This window comes from Brevundimonas sp. ZS04 (genome assembly GCF_001956865.1).
Lineage (GTDB): Bacteria > Pseudomonadota > Alphaproteobacteria > Caulobacterales > Caulobacteraceae > Brevundimonas > Brevundimonas diminuta.
Genome location: NZ_MTHE01000003.1, coordinates 1 through 21,068, shown reverse-complemented (window position 1 = coordinate 21,068; position 21,068 = coordinate 1). Strand labels below are relative to the sequence as shown.

Below are 21,068 nucleotides of genomic sequence, written 5' to 3'. Positions count from 1 at the left end.
GGCGGTCTCAGCGCAGGAGCGTCTCGAGGCGCTCCGCGCGCTGCAGATCCTTGGGGCGACCGAACAGACGGCATTTCTCGATCTGTTCGGAGACGGTGGGGATGTAAATCGTCCCCCCGTCCAGTTCGACACCCTGGCGCGTGGTGAAGATGACCGGGGTCCAGTCCGCGCCTGCGCGGACGTCCATCATCGCCATGACCTCGATTGGAACCGGCGTGGTCAGGATTTCGCCGAACACCTGCGACCGGAACAGGCCTTCGCCGGGGTCTTCGATGGCTTCGCCGTGCAGGGCCTCGATCAGGCGCCGCGCGTCGCGCGGACTGGTCATGACGTCGACGTCAGGCACGTGCCACTCCGACAGGCCCGACAGGGCCATGCCGGCGCCGCCGAACACCCACCAGGGATCCTGAAGCTCACTCGCCGCCGAGGCCAGGATGTCGAAGGTCGCGGCCAGATTTTCGGGCAGGTCGTCGATGTGGCTCATTGGGCGTCTTCCCGGAACAGCAGGCTTCCGTCGCCATAAGAATAGAAGCGATAGCCGCTGTCGATGGCGTGGGCGTAGGCGGCGCGCATCGTCTCCAGCCCGGCGAAGGCGTTGACCAGCATGAACAGCGTCGATTTCGGCAGGTGGAAGTTGGTCATCAGCACGTCGCAGGCGCGGAAGCGATAGCCCGGCGTGATGAAGATGGCGGTGTCGCCGTGGAAGGGCTGGACCACGCCGTCCTCGCGCGTCGCGCTCTCCAGAAGGCGAAGCGAGGTTGTGCCGACGCAGACGATGCGCCCGCCCGCCGCGCGCACCGCGTTCAAGGCGGCGGCGGTCTCGGCCGAGACCTCGCCCCACTCGGAATGCATCTTGTGATCGGCCGTGTCGTCCGCCTTGACCGGCAGGAAGGTGCCCGCCCCGACGTGCAGGGTCACGGCGTGGGTCGTCACGCCGCGCGCCCGTATGGCGTCCAGCAAGGCCGGGGTGAAGTGCAGACCCGCCGTCGGCGCCGCGACCGAGCCGTCATGCTCGGCGAAGACGGTCTGATAGTCCTTCAGATCCTGATCGTCCTCGGCCCGCTTGGCTGCGATATAGGGGGGCAGGGGCATGACCCCGACCTCGCGGATGGCGTCGTCCAGCACCGGACCCGTCAGCTCAAAACGCAGGGTGACGAGGCCGTCCTCGCCCTTGGCGGTGATCTCGGCGTCGACCTGGCCCAGGAAACAGGCGTTGTCCTCCTCGCGCCCGAAACGCACGCGGTCGCCGACCTTCAGCCGCTTGCCCGGCTTCATGAAGGCGCTCCAGACATCGGGCGCGTCGCGGTGGTGCAGGGTGGCCTCGACCGGCACCGACAGCAGCTCGCCTTCCGGCCCGGTGCGGTGGCGCACGCCCGACAGGCGCGCGGGGATCACGCGGCTGTCGTTGAACACCAGGGCGTCGCCCGGTTGCAGAAAACCTGGCAGGTCGCGGATGATCCGGTCCTCAAGATCGCCGCCCTTCACGACCAGAAGGCGGGCCGAGTCGCGCGGGTCGGCGGGGCGCAGGGCGATGCACGCCTCGGGCAGGTCGAAGTCGAAATCGGATGTCCGCATGGGGCGGGGAATGCTCACGCCCCGCCTTTGCGGTCAAGCGACACCCGGCGGAAAGTCGACTGGCGAAAACCGCTCCAGCCGCTATGTCAGACGCAGCCCATGGGAGTTTGAGTGCATGACCGACCGCTATCTGGACGACCTGACCGTCGGCGAAAGCTGGGACAGCGAACCCTTCACCATGACCGAAGCCGAGATCATCGCCTTCGCGACCGAGTTCGACCCCCAGCCCATGCATATCGATAAGGCGGCGGCCGAGGCCGGGCGCTTCGGCGGTCTGATCGCCAGCGGCTGGCACGTCTGTTCGCGCGTCATGCGCCAGTTCGTGGATGAAGCCTATTTCGGCCAGACGCCGCTGCTGGGCATGAACGTCGACGCCCTGTGGTGGGTGCGGCCCGTGCGTCCCGGCGACACCCTGACGGTGCGCCGCGAGATCATCGAAATCCGTCCGTCCAAGAGCCAGCCCGATCGCGGCGTGGTGCGCACCAAGACGACCGTCACCAATCAGGACGGCGATCTGGCCATGAGCTTCGAGAACCAGATGCAACTGCCGAGAAACGCTGAAGCGCGGCTGTAAGACGCCGCTGCTGTTGACCCCGGCCCTTCAAGGCGTCAAAGCCCGGTACATGCTACAGAACCTCGAAACCCTGTCCCGTGAGGCCCGTTCGTGGCCGTTTGAGCAAGCGCGCAACCTGCTGGTCCATGTGCTCAAAAAACGGCTGTCGGATGCGGAACGCGATGCGGCGAAACTGCTGATCGACGCGGGCAAGGCGGATGAGGCTCTGGCGACCTTTGAAGCGCTGAATCGGCCGGTGATCCTGGAGACGGGTTATGGTCCGTCGGGCCTGCCGCACATGGGCACCTTCGGCGAAGTCGCGCGCACGACCATGGTGCGCAACGCGTTTCGCGCCCTGACCGGCGACCACTGGCGCACACGCCTGATCGCCTTCAGCGACGACATGGACGGCCTGCGCAAGGTGCCCGAGGGCGTGCCGAACCCCGAGATGCTGCGCGAAGACCTGCATCTGCCGCTGACCAAGGTGCGCGATCCGTTCGGCACGCATGACAGCTTTGGCGCGCACAACAACGCCCGCCTGCGCGCCTTCCTCGACAGCTTCGGCTTCGACTATGAGTTCATGTCCTCGACCGAGACCTATCGGTCGGGCCGGTTCGACGCGACCCTGCTGACCCTGCTGGAACGCTTCGACAAGGTCATGGGCATCATGCTGCCGACCCTGGGCGAGGAGCGCCGCGCCACCTATTCGCCCTTCCTGCCGATCAGCCCGATCACCGGCCATGTGCTGCAGGTGCCCACGCTGGAGCGCAATGTCGAGCGTGGGACCATCGTTTTCGACGATCCGGCCGGCGGCCGCACCGAGGTTCCCGTCACCGGCGGCCATGTGAAGCTGCAATGGAAGCCCGACTGGGCCATGCGCTGGACCGCGCTGGACGTCGACTACGAGATGTCGGGCAAGGACCTGATCGAGAGCGTGCGCGAGAGCGGCAAGATCTGTCGCGCCCTGGGCGGCACGCCGCCGGAAGGCTTCAACTACGAGCTCTTCCTCGACGTCGAGGGCAAGAAGATCTCCAAGTCCAAGGGCAACGGCCTGACGATGGACGAGTGGCTGCGCTACGGCACGCCCGAGAGCCTGAGCTGGTACATGTTCCAGTCGCCGAAGTCGGCCAAGAGCCTGCACTTCAATGTCATTCCGCGCGCGACGGACGACTATCTGTCCTTCATCGAGCAGTACAAGACGCAGGAACCGGCCAAGCAGATCGACAACGCCGTCTGGCATATCCACTCAGGGACTCCGCCCGAGAGCGTCTCGCCGGTGTCCTTCGCCCTGCTGCTGAACCTGGTGGGCGTGGCCAACGCCTCGACCAAGGAACAGTTGTGGGCCTATTTCGCCAAATACCTGCCGGACGCCACGCCCGAGAACGAGCCGGTTCTGGACCGGTTGATGGGCTATGCGCTGAACTATTACGAGGACTTCGTGAAGCCCTCGAAGACCTATCGTCTGCCCGGCGACAAGGAGAAGGCGGCGCTGCTGGATCTGGCGGAACGTCTGAAGGCCCTGCCGGCCGACACGACCGACGGAGAGATCATTCAGGGCGAGGTTTACGCCGTGGGCAAGGCGCACGAGTTCGAGCCGCTACGGGCTTGGTTCCAGGCGCTGTATGAAGTGCTTTTGGGCGCCTCGCAGGGGCCGCGTTTTGGTTCGTTCGCGGCCATCTACGGCCTGTCTCAGACAATCGAACTGCTCGAGAAGGGCGCTGCAGGCGGCTTGGTCGAGGGGTAGGGATTGAAAGTTTCGGGCCGCTGATCTCATCAGCGGCCCGTCTTCGTTCTGAATTTGATCAGGCGACGAAGACGGCCCCGGCTAGCGAGGCTAGAGCCAGCATCAAGAGCAGACTCTCAAACGGGGACGGCAGCCAGATTGATCGGCGATGGCGTCGGCGGGTGCTGGGGACCATGATTTTCGCTCACATTCCATAATGACCTGCAGGGCGAGCTCAGCAGAGCCGGAGATCGGCAGCGGCTGGCCGTAAAGGCTGCGCCACAGCACATCCAGAGCCACGTCTGCTTTTCCAAGTGCGCCCATGGATGCCATAGCGCACGACAATGCGGCCTCTGCCCATCCCCCGTATGGGGGAGGAAATGAACAATATCTGTTTTTTCATACGAACTTGGGCGGGGTCGGAGCGTCAGGCGGCTCTGCGTCCGACAAGAAAGATGAACGGCACATAACGACAAGGCTGGGGGAGCCTTCAGCTTAGGCAAGGCATTCTCACTCCATCGACAACTCGATGACAGGAGAGCCATATGTCGAAGACCTTCAAGGCGGGTTTGGCCGCCACCGCCATGTTCACCGCGCTGGCCGCCGCCGCTGCGCCCATGACCGCCAGCGCCATGCCTCAGGCTAACGGCATCACCAACTGCGACGCGCCGGGCGGCCGTCAGCAGGCGGGCGCCGCAATCGGCGCCGTGTTGGGCGGTCTGGCTGGCAGCCAGGTGTCGAAGAATGAGCGCGCCCTGGGCGCTGTGGTCGGCGCGGGCGCCGGCGCTGCGGCCGGCTCCTATATCGGCTGCAACCAGCAGCGCACGCGCGCTGCGGCCCAGTCTAACGCCAACATGTACCGCGCCACATCCAACCTGCGCATCCGTTCGGGCCCCGGCACGCAATATCGCCAAGCCGGCAGTCTGTCGGCCGGTCAGCCCTTCACGGCCACGGGCTCGCAGGGCGAGTGGGTGCAGATCGCCGGCGGCGGCTGGGTCAACGCTCGCTACGTGGCGCCGAACTGATCGGCGGATTTCTCCCCCGCGTCGATCAAATGCGAGGGCCGTCCCGAAAGGGGCGGCCTTCTGCTGTTATTGGCTGACCCACAAGATGCGGGCCATCCACCGTATCTGGCCGCGCGGCAGGATGCGTGGCTCATAGTGCGGATTGACTGAAGCCAGAACAACTTCGCGACCATTCAGAGCGGCGATTTCCTTGGCCAGGGTCTCGCCCTTCGCCGTGCGAACCACCACCCGGTCGCCGCGCCGGACCTCTGTAGCGTCTAGGTCGACGATGACTCGGTCGCCTGGCCGAAATACCGGCTCCATGGAGTCGCCGTCGATAGTCAGACTGAACAGACTGTCTTTGTGGGCAGGCAGTTCGGTCTGATCCCAGCCTTCCGCCATAGGCAGGCCGGCGTCGTCGAAGAAGCCCTCGTCGCCCGCGCGAGCGAGGCCCAGAAGCGGTATGGCGCGAGGGTGCGGCGCGGCGTCATCCGCAAGGGCGGCGAACTCGCCCAGACTTAGACCGCTCGCCTGAAGCACGCGCATCAGGCTTTCTGTCGAAGGCCAGCGAGGGCGAGGAGGCTGGCCGGGCCCTAGCCGCTTGGAGGGATTGAAGCTGGTGGCGTCCAAGCCCGCGCGTCGCGCCAGACCCGAAGCCGAAACGCCCTCTCGTCGCGCCAGGGCGTCGATGGCCTTCCAAATTTGGGCGTGGGACAAAGGCAATGGCGCACGTTCCAAGAAACTCGAGGCGTCAGTCTACTTGGATGAAATAGGAATATCTACCTATGAAATTTCTACGCCTGCCGCACGACGCTCTTGCCAGGCGAAAAAGGTTCCAACGCCTAAGGCGATGATGATGCCGTATCCCGCCATGTTGACGACTGTGTAGAAGGCGGAAATCTCAGGCCGTAATTTCATGAGAACCATGACATGGCTGGCGACGGATAGGAGTTGGAAAGCGCTGGCCCACACGGGCCAAGTCCGGGGAGCTTTCCAAGCTAGAGCCACAAAAGCCGCCAAGGCGATCAGGTCGATCAGCAGTACCGGCCATTGGGTGGCGACATAACCCAAATAGCGTTGAGCCAATATCGAAAGGAACCACCCGCATAGAACGACGATCGCGCGTATCCGCTCTGGATGGCCTCCCTTTGTCAGCGCAAAAAAGCACACGAGCAGGACGCTCGCGGCGCCTATGTAGCCTGCGATGAAATCAAACAACGAAAGGCCCCCATCGCCTCTAAAACGATGGGGGCCAAGCTACACCAAGCTAGTTTGAAGCCGGATAGCTGATACGTAATATTACGCCGAATTCACGCCACGCGCAGGTGACGCTCCTGGCTGCCCATGGGGCGGCTATCCCATTCATTGGGCTTGTCGAGCGGACCCAGGGCGTAGGTGCCGTAGCCGAGACGACGATGGTCCTTCTCGAGTTCGGCGTGGCACGCGATCAGGGCTTCACGAGCGGTGCTGAGAGCGGCGATGGCTTCCATGGCCTTGGTCTGGGAGCCTGCTGCGGCGACGGCTGAGAGCGACAGAGCCGAGCGTGCGCCGATCATGGTCTGAACCAGGGTCGCGGCGTGGGCGATGGCGTCATCCAGCGCTTTTTCGGTGGCGTGCAGTTCGCCGGCGACACCGGCGATGACTTCGTTGCGATCCATGACTTAACCCCTCGTTGAAAAGAACAACGAGAAAAGGTTAACGCGTATTAACTAATTTGAACAGGGCCTTCTTTACAAAATTTACAATTGACGTTGTCGCTCCATCGCTCGTCACGCGCCTTCACTTTCGGGATCCAGCAGGAAGTGGGCGGTAAGAGAGGCTATCGGGTCTTGTCGGGCGTCTTGCCACGCTTCGGCGACCACATGGGCGACGCGGCGTCCGGCCTTGTTGATTCTGGCGCGTGCGTAGACGTCGATCGGGCGACCCGAACGAAGATAGGCCACGGTGACGTTGATCGGGCGCGGCAATCGCAACCTTGGATAGGTGAGAGAGACCTGGGCCATGGCCGTCATCTCCAGCAGGGCCGCGGTTGAGCCGCCGTGCAGAGCCGGCAGCATCGGGTTGCCGATCAATTTGTCGGCGAACGGCATGACGACGGTGATCTCGTCGCCGTTCATCTGAGTTTGAAGGCCCAGGAAGCGGGCGTAGGGCAGGCTGTCGAGCAGGGAGGCGGTCATGCGACGGTCCTGGATTTCAGGTTTGCGCCGGGGCGGTGATCGCCTTCCGCGCTGACCATATAGGCGGACTGGGCGGCGGCGACGGGATCGGTCGGATCATCTTCGAAGGCCCAGGCGCGCACGAAGGCGAGATTGCGCGTCAGGCGATAGCACCGCGCCTCGGCCAGCAGATCGCGACCGGGCGCTGCGGCGCGCATATAGTCGACGCGAAGATCGAGCGTCGCCACGGGCCGAAATGTTCCCAGCCCCACCCAGACGGCCAGACCGCCGACGTGGTCCAGCAGGGTGGTGACGAGGCCGCCGGCCAGGACGCCGGTCTCGGGATCGCCGATCAGATCATCCCGATAGGGAACGCGAATGCGAACGCGATCTCCGTCCAGGCCTTCGAAAGCGAAGCCTAGGGCGTGGGTGTGCGCCGCGCCGGATGCGAGTTGCGGCAATAGAGTCTCTAGGAACGAATCCGTCATCGAGGCGTCCTGTGTTGCGTCTCGTCTTGGTCGCCCGTCAGGGGCGTCCTTGTCCAGCGAGCGGATAGATTGATGATCCGACCTCAAGATCTTCTGAGGCCCGCGCCAGCCGGTCTCTACTGCCCGATTGGCGATTTCTATGTGGATCCCGTGCGTCCGGTGGATCGGGCGGTGATCACGCATGGCCATTCTGATCACGCGCGGCCGGGGCACGGCGCTGTATTGGCGACGCCCGAGACACTGGCCATCATGGCCGAACGATACGGACCCGACTTCGCCGGATGGGCTCAGCCCGCCGCTTACGGAGAGACGACGACGATCAACGGCGTGGCGGTGCGCTTTGCCCCCGCCGGGCATGTGCTGGGCTCGGCTCAGGCCGTCATCGAGCGAGACGGCCTGATCATGGTGGTGTCTGGCGACTACAAGCGGCGACGCGATCCGACCTGCCTGCCGTTCGAGCCGGTTCGCTGTCATGTGTTCATTTCGGAGGCGACGTTCGGTCTGCCGGTCTTTGTTCATCCTTCGGACGTGGAGGAGATCGCGCGCCTGGTTCATTCTCTGGCGCAGTTTCCTGAACGCGCCCACCTGGTCGGGGCCTACGCCTTGGGCAAGGCGCAGCGGGTGATCCGCCTGCTACGCGAGGCGGGCTGGGATCGGACCATTCATGTTCACGGCGCGCTTGAGCGTCTGAACCGCCTTTATCAGAACGAAGGGATCGACCTGGGATCGCTCGCTCCCGCCACGGGGCTGAAGGCGGGGGCCTTGGGCGGCGAGGTGGTGATTGCGCCGCCTTCGGCCATTCAGGACCGCTGGGCGCGCCGGTTCGCTGATCCGGTGACCGCCTTCGCCTCCGGGTGGATGGGCGTGAGGGCGCGAGCGCGTCAAAGGGGCGTGGAGCTGCCCCTGGTCATTTCGGATCATGCGGACTGGCCCGAACTGATCCAGACCTTTGAAGAGCTGGCGCCGGAAGAAATCTGGATCACACACGGGCGCGAGGAAGGCCTGCTGCGCTGGGCGGAGCTGACGGGGGTGAAGGCGCGCGCCTTGCGTCTTGTCGGCTATGACGAGGACGATGAAGAAATGCTGGGCGAGCCGGCGACGGCTTGATCGCCTTTAGGCGACGTCTCGCGCCCGCGCAGGGGCGGCGTTCGCCGGTTCCAGCGCGGTGTTCATGGCCAGGCGCAGGCGTTCCGGCTTGATGGGCTTCTCCACCACGGCCGCCATGCCGGCGGCCAGATAGGCCTTGGCGTCGTCCGGGTCGGCGTTGGCGGTCAGGGCGATGATCGGAATGTCACGCTGAGGGCCGTCGAGGGCGCGAATGGCGCGTGTCGCGCCGACGCCGTCGAGACGCGGCATCTTGATGTCCATCAGGATCAGGTCGAAGGGGCGCGACTCGACGGCTTCAACCGCTTCCTGACCATCTTCGACGGTCTCGGAGGTGCAGCCGAACATCTCGCACAGGGCCTGGGCCACCACGCGGTTGGTGGCGTTGTCGTCTGCGATCAGCACATGCGGACGCGCCTGAAGATGAAGGCTGTCCAGATCGGCGACGTTGGTCGGTTCGTCACGCTCGATGAAGGCGATCGGCGCGGACAGGTCGAAGGCGAAGGTAGCGCCGCGCCCCGTATTGTTCTCGGCCCAGATGCGACCGTCCATGCATTCGATCAGGCGTCGGCTGATCGCCAGGCCCAGTCCGGCGTCTGGCGCCGAAGGATTTAGCAGGCCGCTGGTGCGGCTTTCGTCAGCGGGACCGTCATCGCGGATGCGAGCCTCGATCTGCACGCGGTCGCCATAGGCGTGGGCCTTGAGGCTGGCCTCGACCATGCCGTGGCGGGCAAAGCTCAGGGCGTTGCCGATCAGGTTGTTGAACACCTGGCGCAGGCGATCTGCGTCGACCATGGCCGCCAGTTCCGTGTCGCCTTCATAGCCGACCATCAGGGTGACGCCGTCCTGAGCCGCGCGCGGCGACCAATGGCTCTGCAACTCATCCATCAGGGTGCGCAGAGGGGTGGCGGTTGCGCTGATCTGCAGTTCGCCCGCCTCGGCGCGCGCCAGGTCGAGGGCGTCGCGCAGGCTGTCCAGCATGTCCTCGGCGGAATCCATGATGGTCCGGGCATGGGCCTTGGCGGCCTCGTTCAGCGGCTGGCGATGCAGCAGCTCGGCCACGGCCAGCACCCCGTTCATGGAGGTGCTGAGTTCGCGGTTCAGCAGGCTCATGAAGCGGCTTTTGTCCCGCGCCGCGGTCTGGAGCGCGCGCTCGGCCGCGTCGGAGGAGCGGAGCTGCTCGACCAGGCGCTGGTTCTCGTGACGCTGGTCTTCATTGATGGCGCGCAGCAGGGCCACGGCCGTGCCGACGCCGCGATAGGCTCCGCCATGCGTGACGATGAAGCCGCGCATCAAGGCGCCGGGACCGCTCTTCAGGATGATGGAGGAAAAGGCGTCCACCCGAACGCCGGATTCGATCACGGCCGGTTCCGGGTCCATCACATGGACGACCTCGCGGGCGCCGTACAGGCTCTGGCCCAGGGGGCCGGCCAGCTTCAGCAGGAAGTCTCCGCGCTCAATCAGGCCGATAGGGCGATCGCCGTCGACGACCGGTATCACCAAGGTGTCCGGTTCGCGCTGGAACCGCGCGAGAATGTCGCCGGTCATGGCGGTTTTCGCCACCGGCTCCACGCGGTCAGTCAGCACTTCAATCGTCGGCATTCGGCCGGCTCCTACTGAGGTTCTTTTACAATCTCAGAGAATCTTTTGCAGAAGGGTTAAGCCGCCTTGTTTATTGTCAATCTCGCGTCCTTTGCCGAGCCCGTCGCTCTGGCGTATAGGGGGCGACGTCCCATCTATCCGACCCTGGTTCCTTTTTTCGAATGCGCGCGGCCTGCGGGCCGACCGCAGGCTTGTCATGAGCGCAATCGTGCAACACTCTGAAAAAACAGCTCTTGTTCTTTTTTCCGGCGGGCAGGACAGCGCCACCTGCCTGGCCTGGGCGCTGGAGCGTTTCGATCGGGTGGAGACCGTTGGCTTCGACTACGGCCAGCGTCATGCGGTCGAGATGCAGGCGCGCCAGTCCGTTCGCGAGGAACTGGTTAAGGCCTTGCCGCAGTGGGCCGACCGCCTGGGCGACGATCATGTGGTCGATCTGACGGGCTTCGGCGCCATCGGCGAGACGGCGATGACGACCGAGCGCGCCATCGAGGCGGACGCGCGCGGCCTGCCGAACACCTTCGTGCCGGGGCGCAATCTGATCTTCCTGGTCGCGGCGGCGGCCCTGGCCGACAGGCGCGGGCTGGAAGTCCTGATCGGCGGCATGTGCGAGACCGACTACTCCGGCTATCCCGACTGTCGCAACGACACGATCCAGGCCACGGCCCGCGCCCTCTCGCTGGGGCTGGACAAGTCCGTGCCGGTCGAGACGCCGCTGATGTTCCTGACCAAGGCCCAGACGTGGGAGTTGGCGGATCAGATCGGCGGTCGAGCCCTGGTCGAGGCCATCATCGAGTTCAGCCATACCTGCTATCTGGGCGACCGGACGCATCGCCATGTCTGGGGTTATGGCTGCGGGGCCTGTCCGGCCTGCGAACTGCGCGCGGCGGGCTATGCGCAATGGGCGGCCGCATGACCTATTCGGCCAAGGAAGTCTTCCTGACGGTGCAGGGCGAGGGCGGGCAGGCGGGCCGCCCCGCCGTCTTCCTGCGCTTCGCCGGATGCAATCTGTGGAGCGGGCTGGAGCGGGACCGTGCAACGGCGATCTGCACCTTCTGCGACACGGATTTCGTCGGGGTGAATGGCGACGGCGGCGGCAAGTTCAAAACGGCCGACCTGATGGCTGACCATGTCGCAGGGATGTGGCGTGGTCGCGAAGGCGATCCGAAGCTGGTGGTCTGCACGGGCGGCGAGCCGCTGATGCAACTGGATACGCCGCTGATCGACGCCCTGCATGCGCGCGGGTTCGAGATCGCCATCGAATCCAACGGCACCCTGACGGCGCCGGACGGCATCGACTGGATCTGCATCAGCCCCAAGGCCGACGCCCCCGTGGTTCAGACCTCAGGACAGGAGCTGAAGCTGGTCTATCCGCAGCCCCTGGCTATGCCGGATCGGTTCGAGAGCCTCGACTTCCAGCATTTCTGGCTGCAGCCCATGGACGGCCCCGACCAGGCCGCCAACACCGCCGCCGCCATCGAATATTGTCTGACCCACCCGCAATGGCGGCTCAGCGTTCAGACGCACAAGTACATCGGGGTGCGGTAGGGCGAGGGCAGGGCGGCGAACCGCCCTGCCGGGTGCCTTAGGCCGCCAGAAGCATCTGGGCGTTTTCGAACGGCAGGCCTGAATCGTCCGTCGCTCGCCGCGATTGCTCGCGGAAGCCGAGGGCTTCGTAGAAGCGCATCGCCTGATCATTGTCCGTATAGACTTCCAGCATCAGCGTCCCTTTCAGTGAAAGGGCGTGCGCGACCAGCGCGCGTCCGATCCCGTGGCCCTGTTGGTCGGGGGCGACGAACAGGCCGCCGATGAAGCTGTCGATCAGGCTGATGAAGCCGACGGGTCGGCCTCCACGGCAAGCGACCCAGGTTTCCGCGCTGGGCAGGTATTGGCTCTCGATCAGGCCCTGCTGTTCGAGCAGGCGGTCCTCGCCGATGAAGGCGTGGGCGAGAATCGAGGCTTGAAGCCAGATGTCCGACAGCGAGGCCGTGTCGGTCGAAGGGCTATAGGCACGAATGATCGTGTCCATGTGTGGCATGAGTTTTCCGCAGATAGATATGCAAACAGAGACTGCGCCCGATCAGGCGCAGGAAAATCCCGCGTGGGCGGGCCTAGTTGAGGGCTCTGCGCATAAATCTCCTTCTGCGAGCCGAGGCGGTTAGCAGGCGGCGGAGAGAGATTCAATGGAGTGTCGGCGAAACGCCTTGAAGCGAAGGGGACTTAGCAGTCCTTGCCCTGCCGCTGCCTTTGTTCGCAGCGGCGCTGTTCGCGTTCATACTCGCGTTGTTCGCGCTCGCGCTTGGCCTTTGTTTCTTCGTCCGAGGTTGTGACCGCGTCGAAACCTGCGCCGACGGCGGCGCCCGTCACCTTGGCCGCGCCGCCGACGACGGCGGCTCCTGCGCCGACGACGGCGCCTGCGACACAGCCCTGAAGCATCAAGGCGCCGGACAGACAGAAGGCGAGGGCGGTAAGGCGCTGGATCATGACGACAGTCTGCCGCGCCGCCTGCCTTCTGTCAGCGCGCAAAAAGAAAGGGGGCGCTCTTTCGAACGCCCCCTGTGATCTTTCGATCAGCGTAGACTTACAGGCTGTCGACCATGACCAGTTCGGCATCCTGCTTGGCCATGATGGTGATGGTCGACTCGTCGACGATGCCGGCGCCGTCGCGAGCGTTCAGCGTGGTCCCGTTGACCTCGACTTGCCCGACTGCGGGGACCAGATAGGCGCGGCGACCGGCGGCCAGGTCATAGGAAAGGCTTTCGCCCGCCTTCAGCGTGGCAGCCAGGATCTTGGCGTCGGCGTTGATCGACAAGGCTTCGTCCGACGGATCGCCCGAGGCGACGACGGTGAAGCGGCCCGAGCGATCGTTCTTGGGAAACTCACGCTGGCCCCAGGACGGTTGAGCGCCCGGTTTGTCGGTCTCGATCCAGATCTGGAACAGGGTGGTCGTTTCATTCTCGAGATTGAACTCGGAGTGACGCACGCCTGTACCCGCGCTCATCACCTGAACGTCGCCCGCGCCTGTACGGCCCTTGTTGCCCATGGAGTCCTCGTGGGTGATGGCCCCGGTGCGGACGTAGGTGATGATCTCCATGTCGGCGTGCGGGTGAGGCGGAAAGCCCGACCGGGCGCCGATTTCATCATCGTTCCAGACGCGCAGGCGGCCCCAGCCCATCCGCTTGGGATCATAGTAGTTGGCGAACGAGAAGTGGTGTTTGGCGTTCAGCCAGCCGTGGTTGGCGCCGCCGAGGGTGTTGAAAGGTCTGACGTCGATCATGGTTCGGTCTCCGAGAAATGCTTGAAACCTAGATAGGATCGCGCGCCCTTATTCGCAACTGTTATTGTTCCTGATGGCCTCAGCCCATCTGAGCTCGGTGGCGCAGCATGGCGTCGGCCAGGACGATGGCGGCCATGGCCTCGACCACCGGGACGCCGCGCAGGGCGACGCAGGGGTCATGACGTCCCTTGGTGCGCAGGTCGACCTCATCGCCGTCGCGGTTGATCGTCTGGCGCAGAGTCAGGATTGAGGAGGTCGGCTTGAACGCCACGCGCGCCGTCAGCGGCTGGCCGGTGGAGATGCCCCCAAGGACGCCGCCCGCCTTGTTCGACAGGAAGACAGGCTGGCCGTCGTCGCCCAGCCGCATTTCGTCAGCGTTATCCTCGCCCGACAGTTCGGCGGCGCCGAAGCCCGCGCCGATCTCGACGCCCTTCACGGCGTTGATGGACATCAGGCCCGCGGCGAGTTCCGCATCCAGCTTGGCGTAGAGGGGCGCGCCCCATCCGGCCGGGACGCCCGTGACTTCCAGCGCGACGACGGCTCCGATGGACGAGCCCGCCTTGCGCACGCCGTCCAGATACCGCTCCCACACAGGCACGACCTCGGTCGAGGCGGCGAACAGGGCGTTGTCGTAGACGGCGTCGAAGTCGACCGCCTCATCTGGGATTCTGTGCGGGCCCAGTTGGACCACGCCTGCGCGAATCCGCACATCCGGGCCAAGGACTTTGCGGGCCACCGCGCCCGCCGCTACGCGACTGGCCGTCTCGCGCGCCGATGACCGGCCGCCTCCGCGATGATCGCGCACGCCGTATTTGGCCTGATAGGCGTAATCGGCGTGGCCTGGACGGAAGGCGCGGGCGATCTCGCCGTAATCCTTGGATCGCTGGTCGGTGTTCTCGATCATCAGGCTGATCGGGGTTCCGGTCGTGACCGGGCCGTCGCCGTCATCATAGACGCCTGACAGGATACGGACCTGATCGGCCTCCTGTCGCTGAGTGACGAAGCGGCTGCCGCCGGGCTTGCGCAAATCCAGCCAGGGCTGGATATCGGCTTCAGTTAGCGGGATCAGCGGCGGACAGCCGTCGACGACGCAGCCGATGGCGGGGCCGTGGCTTTCGCCCCAGGTGGTGACGCGGAACAGGTGGCCGAAGGTGTTGTGCGACATGATGGCGAGGCTTAAGCCGCCATCCGCTCCGGCGTCCAGACCCGAGTGAAGCGAAGCAGCATATCCTCGGCGGCCGAAGGCAGGTCGTCAGAAGGAACCAGCTTGACGAACAGGTCGCCGGCGGCCCGCTTGCCCCGCGCGGGCAGGCCGAGGCCGGGAAGGCGCAGTCGCACCGGTTCGACCATGTCCGGCACCAGCCAGGCGGCTTGTGGTCCGGCGTGCGTGTCGATCTCGATCCGTCCGCCGTCCCGCATCAGACGCGGCGCGATGGGCCAATCCATGAAGAGATCCGCTCCCAGAACGGACAAGCCGTCGGCCGGTCGGATCAAGACGCGCAGCAGGGCAGGGCGGCCTTTCAGGCGAATGCGGTCGGCGGTCCTCACGCCTGGAGGAACGTGGATCAGCAGGCTCCGTCCCCAGGCATTGACGATCACGCTGCCTCCGGTGAGCGCCTGCATCGGCGTCAGCACGATCAGGGGCGGCGGAGGAGAGGCGGTGCGCGCAGTGTGGACGCCTGGAGCCCCGGAATCTCTGCGTGGTGCAGGCAGGGCGCGCGTTTCGGTTTGCAACAGGCGATAGGCGGCGATCACGCGCCGGAACCGTTCGGCGTCGCCGCCGGGCTGATCCGGGCGAGAGGCCTTGATCGCGATGCGGAAGGCGGCCGCCAGAGCCTGCGGCCCTGCGGGGCCGTTGAGGCCGAGCAGGCGCCGAGCGTCCATGAAGGAGAGGCTGTCTGCGCGCATGGCGGCCACTGTGCGGGCCACATGGTCAAGACAGGGTTAACCTTATTTGCAAAGCTGACGCAGGATTGAACGAACGCCATGTGACGCGAACCGCGAGCGGGACTATAGGTCCAGCATGACCCAGTCAGCGATCCCCCCCAGCCCGTCTCGCGAAGACTATGCCGCCCAGCTCGAGGCGAACGCGGATGAAAGCCTGTTCGACCGGGACGAGCCTATCGCCCTGTTCGTGGAGTGGCTGGAGGATGCGCGAGCATCAGAACCCAACGACCCCAACGCGATGGCCCTGGCTACGGTCGATGTCGACGGTCATCCTGACGTGCGGATGGTGTTGCTGAAGGATGTCGATACGCGGGGCTTCACCTTCTTCTCCAATCAGGAAAGCGCCAAGGGCGGTCAATTGTGGTCCAGCCCCAGCGCCGCCCTGCTGTTCCACTGGAAAAGCCTGCGCCGCCAGGTGCGTGTTCGCGGCTCGGTAGAGCCGGTCAGAGTGGAAGAGGCCGACGCCTATTTCGCCAGCCGGGCGCGCGAAAGCCGAATCGGCGCCTGGGTGTCGGATCAGTCGCGCCCTCTGGCGGACCGGGCGACGCTGGAACGGCGGGTGACGGAACAGACCGCGCGCTTTGACGGTCAGGAGGTGCCTCGTCCCGATCGCTGGACCGGCTGGCGGGTCAAGCCCGTACAGATCGAGTTCTGGCGCGATCGTCCTTTCCGCCTGCACGACCGCCTGCGCTTTGATCGGGCGACGAAAGATCAGCCTTGGCGCCGCAGTCGTCTGTGGCCCTAGGCGGTTTTGAAGCGGCTCAGGCGGCGTAGCGGGCCAGAAAGGTCTCCACGGCGTCTTCGGCGATGGCGGCGGGAGATCGGGTAGGCAGAACCTGGTCCCCGGTCACTGTCGGCACAAAGAACAGTGGGTGCTCCACCATGCCCATCAACTGGCTGGCGGCCCACGAAGGCTTGTGGAGATTCAACTCGCCTTTGGCGGCCATTTCGGCCAGGGCCGAGACCAGCACTGTGCCGAAGTCGTGCTTCGCTTGCTCATAGAAGGTGGTCGCCAAGCTCTCGAAGCGGCGCCGCTCGGTCATGACCAGGCGAAAGATGGCCCTGACGAACGGGTCGCTGATGAAGTCGGCGTAGGCGGTCAGGAAGCTGTTCAATCTCGGCTGCGCCGGGCCGCTGCAGGTTTTCACCTTGGCCATGCGTTCAGCGAAATCTGCGGATGCTTCATCGATCACCGCCGCGAACAGCGCCGCCTTGTTTTCGAACATGGCGTAGAGGGTCGCCGTCGATACGCCCGCTTCGCGAGCGATCGGCTCCATCTTGGTGCCGGCGTAGCCTTCTTCGACAAAGTGCAGACGAGCCTGGCGCACAAGGGCGTCGCGTCGAGGGTCGTCGAGGACATGGACCGAGACGGTCATCGGATTGTCACCAGCCGTTAGACGGTGATATTGCCTTTAATTTGCCACGATTGCAACGATCACGGTTAATAAGCTCAACGAGGCCCGTTACTTCAGCCAGGGCTCGAGCAGAGGGTGGGCCAGCACGGGCGCGGCCAGACGCACGACGGCCTGAGGGTCTTCCAGGCGTACGGCGGCGGTGGCGTCTGCGACAATGAAATCGGCATGAACCCGCGAGGGTTCCGTCAGGCGTTCGTGACCGGGGCGGACGGTGGCGAGGTACTGATGGATGACCGATTCCGCCGTTCGTCCACGCTCCGTCTGGTCGCGCAGCAGCCGGCGAATGAAGCGGATATCCGCCGGGGTGTCGACGAAAACGCGAATGTCGAACAGGGCGGTCAGGGCCGGCGTGCACAGCAGGTGCGTGCCTTCGACGACGACGATCTGGGCGGCCGGCACCGGTTCGCCGCCCGGTTCGCGTCCATGATGGATGAAGGAGTAGAGGGGGGCGGTCACGCTGCGCCCGGCCTTGAGGTCGGTCAGATCGGAAATCAGCAGATCGTGATCGCGAGCGGCGACATCGTCAAAGTCATGCGTCGCGGCGTCGAAGCCCGGCACGGACGCCGCGTCCAGATAGTAGGAATCCTCGCGCAACAGCGCGGCGACGCCCTCCGGCAGCGAGGAAATCAGGGCTTCGGCCAGGGTGCTCTTGCCGGAGCCCGAGCCGCCGGTGATGGCGATCAGTATGGTCATGGGCGGCTCATTCACCCGGATGCAGCCGGATGCAAGCCTTGATCGCGCGCTGAAACGGCGATCTGTCGCGGCCTGCCTTCCCTTGCGTCACGTTGCTTGTCGCTGTTCACCTGTCTTAGCGTGGGCGCAAGCGCCGCTTTCAACCAAGGCGCATAGACGAGGGAAGACGCCGAATGCTGGGTATGATGCAGGACTGGCCGTTGACGGTCGACAAGATCCTCGATCACGCGAAGAACTGGCACGGGGAGCGTGAGGTCGTCACGCGTTCGGTCGAGGGGCCGATCGTTCGCACCAACTACGCGGCCATCCATGAACGGGCGCGTCGCGTGTCGAACGCTCTTCTGGCCTGGGAAATCAAGCCAGGCGACCGCGTCGCGACACTGGCCTGGAACACCGGCAACCATATCGAGACCTGGTACGGAATCATGGGGATCGGGGCCGTATGCCACACCCTGAACCCGCGCCTGTTCCCGGAACAGTTGGCCTACATCATCAACCACGCCGAAGACCGGATCCTGTTCACCGATCTGACCTTCGTGCCGCTGCTGGAAGCCGTTCTGCCGCATTGTCCGACGGTTGAGCGCGTCATCGTCATGACCGACGCCGCCCACATGCCGCAGGCCAGGCTGCCGAGGGCGGAGGCCTATGAGACTGTGCTGGAGCAATTGTCGAGCGACGTGACCTGGGGCGGGTTCGACGAGCAGACGGCCTGCGGCCTCTGCTACACCTCAGGCACGACGGGCAACCCGAAGGGCGTGCTGTATTCGCACCGCTCCAACTTCATCCATACGCTGCTGGGGATGCAGGCGACGGTCGTCGGCGGCACGCCCAGCGAAGTCATTCTGCCTGTGGTGCCGATGTTCCACGCCAACGCCTGGGGCATCGCCTTCGTCGGCCCGGCGGCGGGCTCCAAGCTGGTCATGCCGGGCGCCAAGATGGACGGCGCTTCCATTTATGAGTTGATCGAGACCGAGGGCGTTACCTTCTCGGCTGCCGTGCCCACGGTCTGGCAGGGGCTGTTCGGTCACATGGTGGAGAACAATCTGAAGTTCTCGACTCTGCGAAAGGTGCTGATCGGCGGTTCGGCTTGCCCCGAGGCTCTGATCCGCGGGTTCCAGGACAAGTTCGGCGTCGAGGTGGTTCACGCCTGGGGCATGACCGAGACCTCGCCCATCGGCACCATCGCCAATCTGACGCCGGAGCTGAAGGCGCTGCCTTATGATCAGCAGATGGCCTGGCGCATGAAGCAGGGCACGCCGCCGCTGGGTGTCGAGCTGAAGATCAAGAATTACGGCGGCCAGGACATGCCGCATGACGGCAAGACCTATGGTCGGGTCATGGTCAAGGGACCGACCATCGCCGGCGCCTATTTCAAGGGCGAGGGCGGCGATATCCTGGATCACGAAGGCTTCTTCGACACGGGTGATATCGCCAGCGTCGATTCCCACGGCTTCATGCAGATCACTGACCGCGCCAAGGACGTCATCAAGTCGGGCGGAGAGTGGATCAGCTCGATCGACATCGAGAACATCGCTGTCGGCCATCCCAAGGTCGCGCTGGCTGCCGTCATCGGCGCGGCCCATCCCAAGTGGGACGAACGGCCGGTGCTGCTGGTCAAGCTCAAGGAGGGCGAGGCCGAGGACAAGCAAGAGCACCTCGACTTCCTGCAGGGCAAGATCGCCAAGTGGTGGATGCCGGACGATGTGGTCTTCGTCGATGACATTCCTCTGGGCGCCACCGGCAAGATCGATAAGAAGACGCTGCGCGAGCGGATGAAGGACTACCAACTGCCCGCCGCCGGCTGACAGCGACGGAGGACGCCATGTCGACCACACGCCCCAAGGGCCAGTCTCTGGCCGTGATGTTGCTGCTCGTTGCGCTTTTGGCGCCGACGTTGTTGCTGGTCGCGGTCTGCGGCGCGCGGGTGGGCGTGTGGAGCGCTGATTTCAGTCTGGGCGTGCTGGCCCTGAAAGCGGGGCGGGTGCTGGCCTATCTGGGCTTGGCGGCCGCCCTGACCGCCTGCCTGATGGCGTTTCGCGAGCGTCGACTGTTGGGGATTGCGGGAGCGGCCCTGGCGATCGCGGGCGTGACCCTGGGCGGCTATCTGGTTCAGGAGCGCCGTTTCACCGATGCTCCGCGCGATGTGGCGACCGATCCATCGGAGCCGCCGGCCTTCGCGCGTATTCTGGCGGCGGAACGGCGCCTTGCGGGCGTGCCCGAAACTCGGCCTCAGGCGTGTGAAGGATTGAGTCCCGCGCCGACCCAGGTCGCGCCGGAGACCGCCGCCTGGGCGCTCGAAAAGGCGGGGTTCACGGTTCTGGGCACGGCGCCTTTCCGTGTGGACGGGCGCAAGGAAGGCGCGTGGTTCGGCGTGACCCATGACGTCACTGTCCGAATCCGTCCTGGCCGCACCGACGTTCGCGTCGCCGGGCGCGACAGCCTTCAGGTCGGGGATGAGGCTTGTCGTCTCGCCAAGGCCGTCGTCGCAGAGCTGACGCCTTAGAGGGCTGGATCGGTCAGTCGCCAACTCGCGGCCATCTCTGGCTGAGGGGATGCCTGGACGCGTCCCTCTTTCGCCAGCTTGATCAGATGGGCGAGCACAGAAAGGCTGGCGGCGGGCCACAGTCGCGGATCGACGGCGGCGTATAGCGTGGGCACCATGTCCGCGATCATCTGGTCGCCTGACGCGAGCCGAGCCATGATCTGGGCCTCACGCTCCAGCCTGTGGTCACGATAGGCCTTCAGGAAGGGAGCGACCTGGGTGATCGCCGGGCCGTGCGTCGGCCATATCGTCGAGAAACCGCGCGCCAGGACGGCGTCCAGGCTGTTCATGTAATCGGCCATATCGCCGTCCGGCGGAGCCACCACTGTGGTCGACCAACCCATCACATGATCGCCGCTGAACAGGGCGTTCTCCTGTCGCAGCACGAAGGCCATATGGTTGGAGGCGTGCCCAGGCGTGGCCATGGCTTCCAGCGTCCACCCGTCGCCCTCGATCCATTCGCCTCCGGCTAGGAGCACGTCAGGGCGGAAGTCGTAGTCTTCATTCTCGTCCAAGCCGCTGCCGGAACCGGAGATCGTCGGCATGGGCAGTTGTCCCGCAAGGATCGGCGGTTCGCCCACTGCCTCGGCGAATGGGCGAGCGAGCGGAGCGTGATCACGGTGAGTGTGCGTGACCAGCACATGGCTGACTTTGCGACCCGCAACGGCGCTCAGCAGGCTGTTTAGGTGTGAGGCGTCGAGGGGGCCCGGATCGATGACGGCCACCTCTGCACCTGGGCAGTCCCTGCCGATGATGTAGGTGCCCGTCCCCGTGAAAGTGAACGGTCCCGGATTGTCCGCAATCACGCGCTGGATCAGAGACGAGACTTGGTCACTTCGTCCGTAGCTGAAATCGAATTGGCGAACGTAGGGGATCATGGTCTTCCTCTTAGAGAGGCCGTTTGTTGAGATCGTAGGGGGCTTTCACTACCCATCCTCGCAGGGTTCCGCATTCGCTCCCTTCAGGCCTTGCCCCCCCCCCCCCCCCCCCCC

25 protein-coding genes are annotated in these 21,068 nt (G+C 65.0%); 9 read left to right on the top strand and 16 right to left on the bottom strand.

Features of this window, described 5'->3' with window-relative positions:
* Positions 1 to 7: 7 nt before the first annotated feature.
* Both BJP32_RS04895 and queA read right to left on the bottom strand, forming a co-directional pair.
* Complete coding sequence (locus BJP32_RS04895) at positions 8 to 484, bottom strand: hypothetical protein (protein ID WP_003164763.1); 477 nt, start codon at positions 482 to 484, stop codon at positions 8 to 10.
* Positions 481 to 1,575: a tRNA preQ1(34) S-adenosylmethionine ribosyltransferase-isomerase QueA gene (gene queA, locus BJP32_RS04890; RefSeq protein ID WP_046653438.1), complete on the bottom strand. Its 1,095-nt coding sequence runs from the start codon at positions 1,573 to 1,575 to the stop codon at positions 481 to 483. The genes BJP32_RS04895 and queA overlap by 4 nt, the downstream gene beginning before the upstream one ends.
* A gap of 115 nt (positions 1,576 to 1,690) precedes the next feature.
* Between queA and BJP32_RS04885 the strand changes: the two genes are divergently transcribed.
* The 3 genes from BJP32_RS04885 to BJP32_RS04875 all read left to right on the top strand — a co-directional run bounded on the left by BJP32_RS04885 (position 1,691) and on the right by BJP32_RS04875 (position 4,876).
* A complete protein-coding gene (locus BJP32_RS04885; protein ID WP_003164766.1) occupies positions 1,691 to 2,149 on the top strand; it encodes a MaoC family dehydratase in 459 nt (152 codons plus the stop codon).
* Positions 2,150 to 2,198: 49 nt separating this feature from the next.
* Positions 2,199 to 3,872, top strand: coding sequence for a lysine--tRNA ligase (locus tag BJP32_RS04880; protein WP_046653436.1), 1,674 nt, complete (start codon positions 2,199 to 2,201; stop codon positions 3,870 to 3,872).
* 524 nt (positions 3,873 to 4,396) lie between these two features.
* Positions 4,397 to 4,876, top strand: coding sequence for an SH3 domain-containing protein (locus BJP32_RS04875; protein WP_076223153.1), 480 nt, complete (start codon positions 4,397 to 4,399; stop codon positions 4,874 to 4,876).
* A 66-nt stretch (positions 4,877 to 4,942) separates the two neighbouring features.
* On the opposite strand, the gene BJP32_RS04870 is transcribed toward BJP32_RS04875, so the two are convergent.
* The 5 genes from BJP32_RS04870 to BJP32_RS04850 form a co-directional block, all read right to left on the bottom strand.
* On the bottom strand, positions 4,943 to 5,578 hold the full coding sequence (locus BJP32_RS04870) for a helix-turn-helix transcriptional regulator (RefSeq protein WP_046654647.1): 636 nt from the start codon (positions 5,576 to 5,578) through the stop codon (positions 4,943 to 4,945).
* 60 nt (positions 5,579 to 5,638) lie between these two features.
* Positions 5,639 to 6,073 (bottom strand): hypothetical protein, encoded by a 435-nt coding sequence (locus BJP32_RS04865; RefSeq protein WP_076223152.1) that lies wholly within the window; start codon positions 6,071 to 6,073, stop codon positions 5,639 to 5,641.
* Positions 6,074 to 6,165: 92 nt separating this feature from the next.
* Positions 6,166 to 6,513 carry a hypothetical protein gene (locus tag BJP32_RS04860; RefSeq protein ID WP_003164776.1) on the bottom strand — a complete coding sequence of 116 codons (348 nt, stop codon included), beginning with the start codon at positions 6,511 to 6,513 and terminating at the stop codon, positions 6,166 to 6,168.
* A gap of 111 nt (positions 6,514 to 6,624) precedes the next feature.
* Positions 6,625 to 7,032 carry a PaaI family thioesterase gene (locus tag BJP32_RS04855; protein WP_046654646.1) on the bottom strand — a complete coding sequence of 136 codons (408 nt, stop codon included), beginning with the start codon at positions 7,030 to 7,032 and terminating at the stop codon, positions 6,625 to 6,627.
* Positions 7,029 to 7,499, bottom strand: coding sequence for a PaaI family thioesterase (locus tag BJP32_RS04850; protein WP_003164778.1), 471 nt, complete (start codon positions 7,497 to 7,499; stop codon positions 7,029 to 7,031). Before BJP32_RS04850 ends, BJP32_RS04855 begins: the two co-directional genes overlap by 4 nt.
* A 72-nt stretch (positions 7,500 to 7,571) precedes the next feature.
* Here BJP32_RS04850 and BJP32_RS04845 point away from each other — a divergent pair, with 72 nt between their 5' ends.
* Positions 7,572 to 8,606 carry a ligase-associated DNA damage response exonuclease gene (locus BJP32_RS04845; RefSeq protein WP_046654645.1) on the top strand — a complete coding sequence of 345 codons (1,035 nt, stop codon included), beginning with the start codon at positions 7,572 to 7,574 and terminating at the stop codon, positions 8,604 to 8,606.
* Between the two features lie 6 nt (positions 8,607 to 8,612).
* Here the strand turns inward: BJP32_RS04845 and BJP32_RS04840 are convergent, their stop codons facing one another.
* Positions 8,613 to 10,205 carry a response regulator gene (locus BJP32_RS04840; RefSeq protein ID WP_076223150.1) on the bottom strand — a complete coding sequence of 531 codons (1,593 nt, stop codon included), beginning with the start codon at positions 10,203 to 10,205 and terminating at the stop codon, positions 8,613 to 8,615.
* Between the two features lie 205 nt (positions 10,206 to 10,410).
* Between BJP32_RS04840 and queC the strand changes: the two genes are divergently transcribed.
* Positions 10,411 to 11,118 carry a 7-cyano-7-deazaguanine synthase QueC gene (gene queC, locus BJP32_RS04835; protein ID WP_369822388.1) on the top strand — a complete coding sequence of 236 codons (708 nt, stop codon included), beginning with the start codon at positions 10,411 to 10,413 and terminating at the stop codon, positions 11,116 to 11,118.
* Complete coding sequence (gene queE / locus BJP32_RS04830; protein WP_046654031.1) at positions 11,115 to 11,750, top strand: 7-carboxy-7-deazaguanine synthase; 636 nt, start codon at positions 11,115 to 11,117, stop codon at positions 11,748 to 11,750. The genes queC and queE overlap by 4 nt, the downstream gene beginning before the upstream one ends.
* 37 nt (positions 11,751 to 11,787) lie before the next feature.
* Here queE and BJP32_RS04825 read toward each other — a convergent pair whose 3' ends face one another.
* The 5 genes from BJP32_RS04825 to BJP32_RS04805 form a co-directional block, all read right to left on the bottom strand.
* Positions 11,788 to 12,231, bottom strand: coding sequence for a GNAT family N-acetyltransferase (locus BJP32_RS04825; protein ID WP_003164783.1), 444 nt, complete (start codon positions 12,229 to 12,231; stop codon positions 11,788 to 11,790).
* Positions 12,232 to 12,422: 191 nt separating this feature from the next.
* A complete protein-coding gene (locus tag BJP32_RS04820; RefSeq protein WP_040345311.1) occupies positions 12,423 to 12,686 on the bottom strand; it encodes a hypothetical protein in 264 nt (87 codons plus the stop codon).
* A 97-nt stretch (positions 12,687 to 12,783) separates the two neighbouring features.
* Positions 12,784 to 13,479, bottom strand: a complete 696-nt coding sequence (locus BJP32_RS04815) for a pirin family protein (RefSeq protein WP_003164786.1) — start codon at positions 13,477 to 13,479, stop codon at positions 12,784 to 12,786.
* 79 nt (positions 13,480 to 13,558) lie between these two features.
* Positions 13,559 to 14,644 carry a chorismate synthase gene (gene aroC, locus BJP32_RS04810; RefSeq protein ID WP_046653910.1) on the bottom strand — a complete coding sequence of 362 codons (1,086 nt, stop codon included), beginning with the start codon at positions 14,642 to 14,644 and terminating at the stop codon, positions 13,559 to 13,561.
* An 11-nt stretch (positions 14,645 to 14,655) separates the two neighbouring features.
* Positions 14,656 to 15,387 (bottom strand): molecular chaperone DnaJ, encoded by a 732-nt coding sequence (locus BJP32_RS04805; protein WP_040346642.1) that lies wholly within the window; start codon positions 15,385 to 15,387, stop codon positions 14,656 to 14,658.
* Between the two features lie 115 nt (positions 15,388 to 15,502).
* Here BJP32_RS04805 and pdxH point away from each other — a divergent pair, with 115 nt between their 5' ends.
* Positions 15,503 to 16,171, top strand: coding sequence for a pyridoxamine 5'-phosphate oxidase (pdxH, locus tag BJP32_RS04800; RefSeq protein WP_076223149.1), 669 nt, complete (start codon positions 15,503 to 15,505; stop codon positions 16,169 to 16,171).
* Positions 16,172 to 16,187: 16 nt separating this feature from the next.
* On the opposite strand, the gene BJP32_RS04795 is transcribed toward pdxH, so the two are convergent.
* Both BJP32_RS04795 and udk read right to left on the bottom strand, forming a co-directional pair.
* A complete protein-coding gene (locus BJP32_RS04795) occupies positions 16,188 to 16,802 on the bottom strand; it encodes a TetR/AcrR family transcriptional regulator (RefSeq protein WP_003164790.1) in 615 nt (204 codons plus the stop codon).
* 87 nt (positions 16,803 to 16,889) lie between these two features.
* The gene (gene udk / locus BJP32_RS04790) at positions 16,890 to 17,534 is read right to left on the bottom strand and encodes a uridine kinase (RefSeq protein ID WP_076223147.1); all 645 of its coding nucleotides are present in this window, start codon (positions 17,532 to 17,534) and stop codon (positions 16,890 to 16,892) included.
* Positions 17,535 to 17,707: 173 nt separating this feature from the next.
* Here udk and BJP32_RS04785 point away from each other — a divergent pair, with 173 nt between their 5' ends.
* Positions 17,708 to 19,339, top strand: coding sequence for a long-chain-fatty-acid--CoA ligase (locus tag BJP32_RS04785; protein ID WP_076223145.1), 1,632 nt, complete (start codon positions 17,708 to 17,710; stop codon positions 19,337 to 19,339).
* A gap of 17 nt (positions 19,340 to 19,356) precedes the next feature.
* A complete protein-coding gene (locus BJP32_RS04780) occupies positions 19,357 to 20,037 on the top strand; it encodes a DUF1499 domain-containing protein (RefSeq protein WP_076223144.1) in 681 nt (226 codons plus the stop codon).
* Here BJP32_RS04780 and BJP32_RS04775 read toward each other — a convergent pair.
* Entirely contained in the window at positions 20,034 to 20,954 is a 921-nt protein-coding gene (locus BJP32_RS04775) for an MBL fold metallo-hydrolase (protein WP_003164794.1), read from the bottom strand. The genes BJP32_RS04780 and BJP32_RS04775 overlap by 4 nt on opposite strands.
* Positions 20,955 to 21,068: the final 114 nt, after the last annotated feature.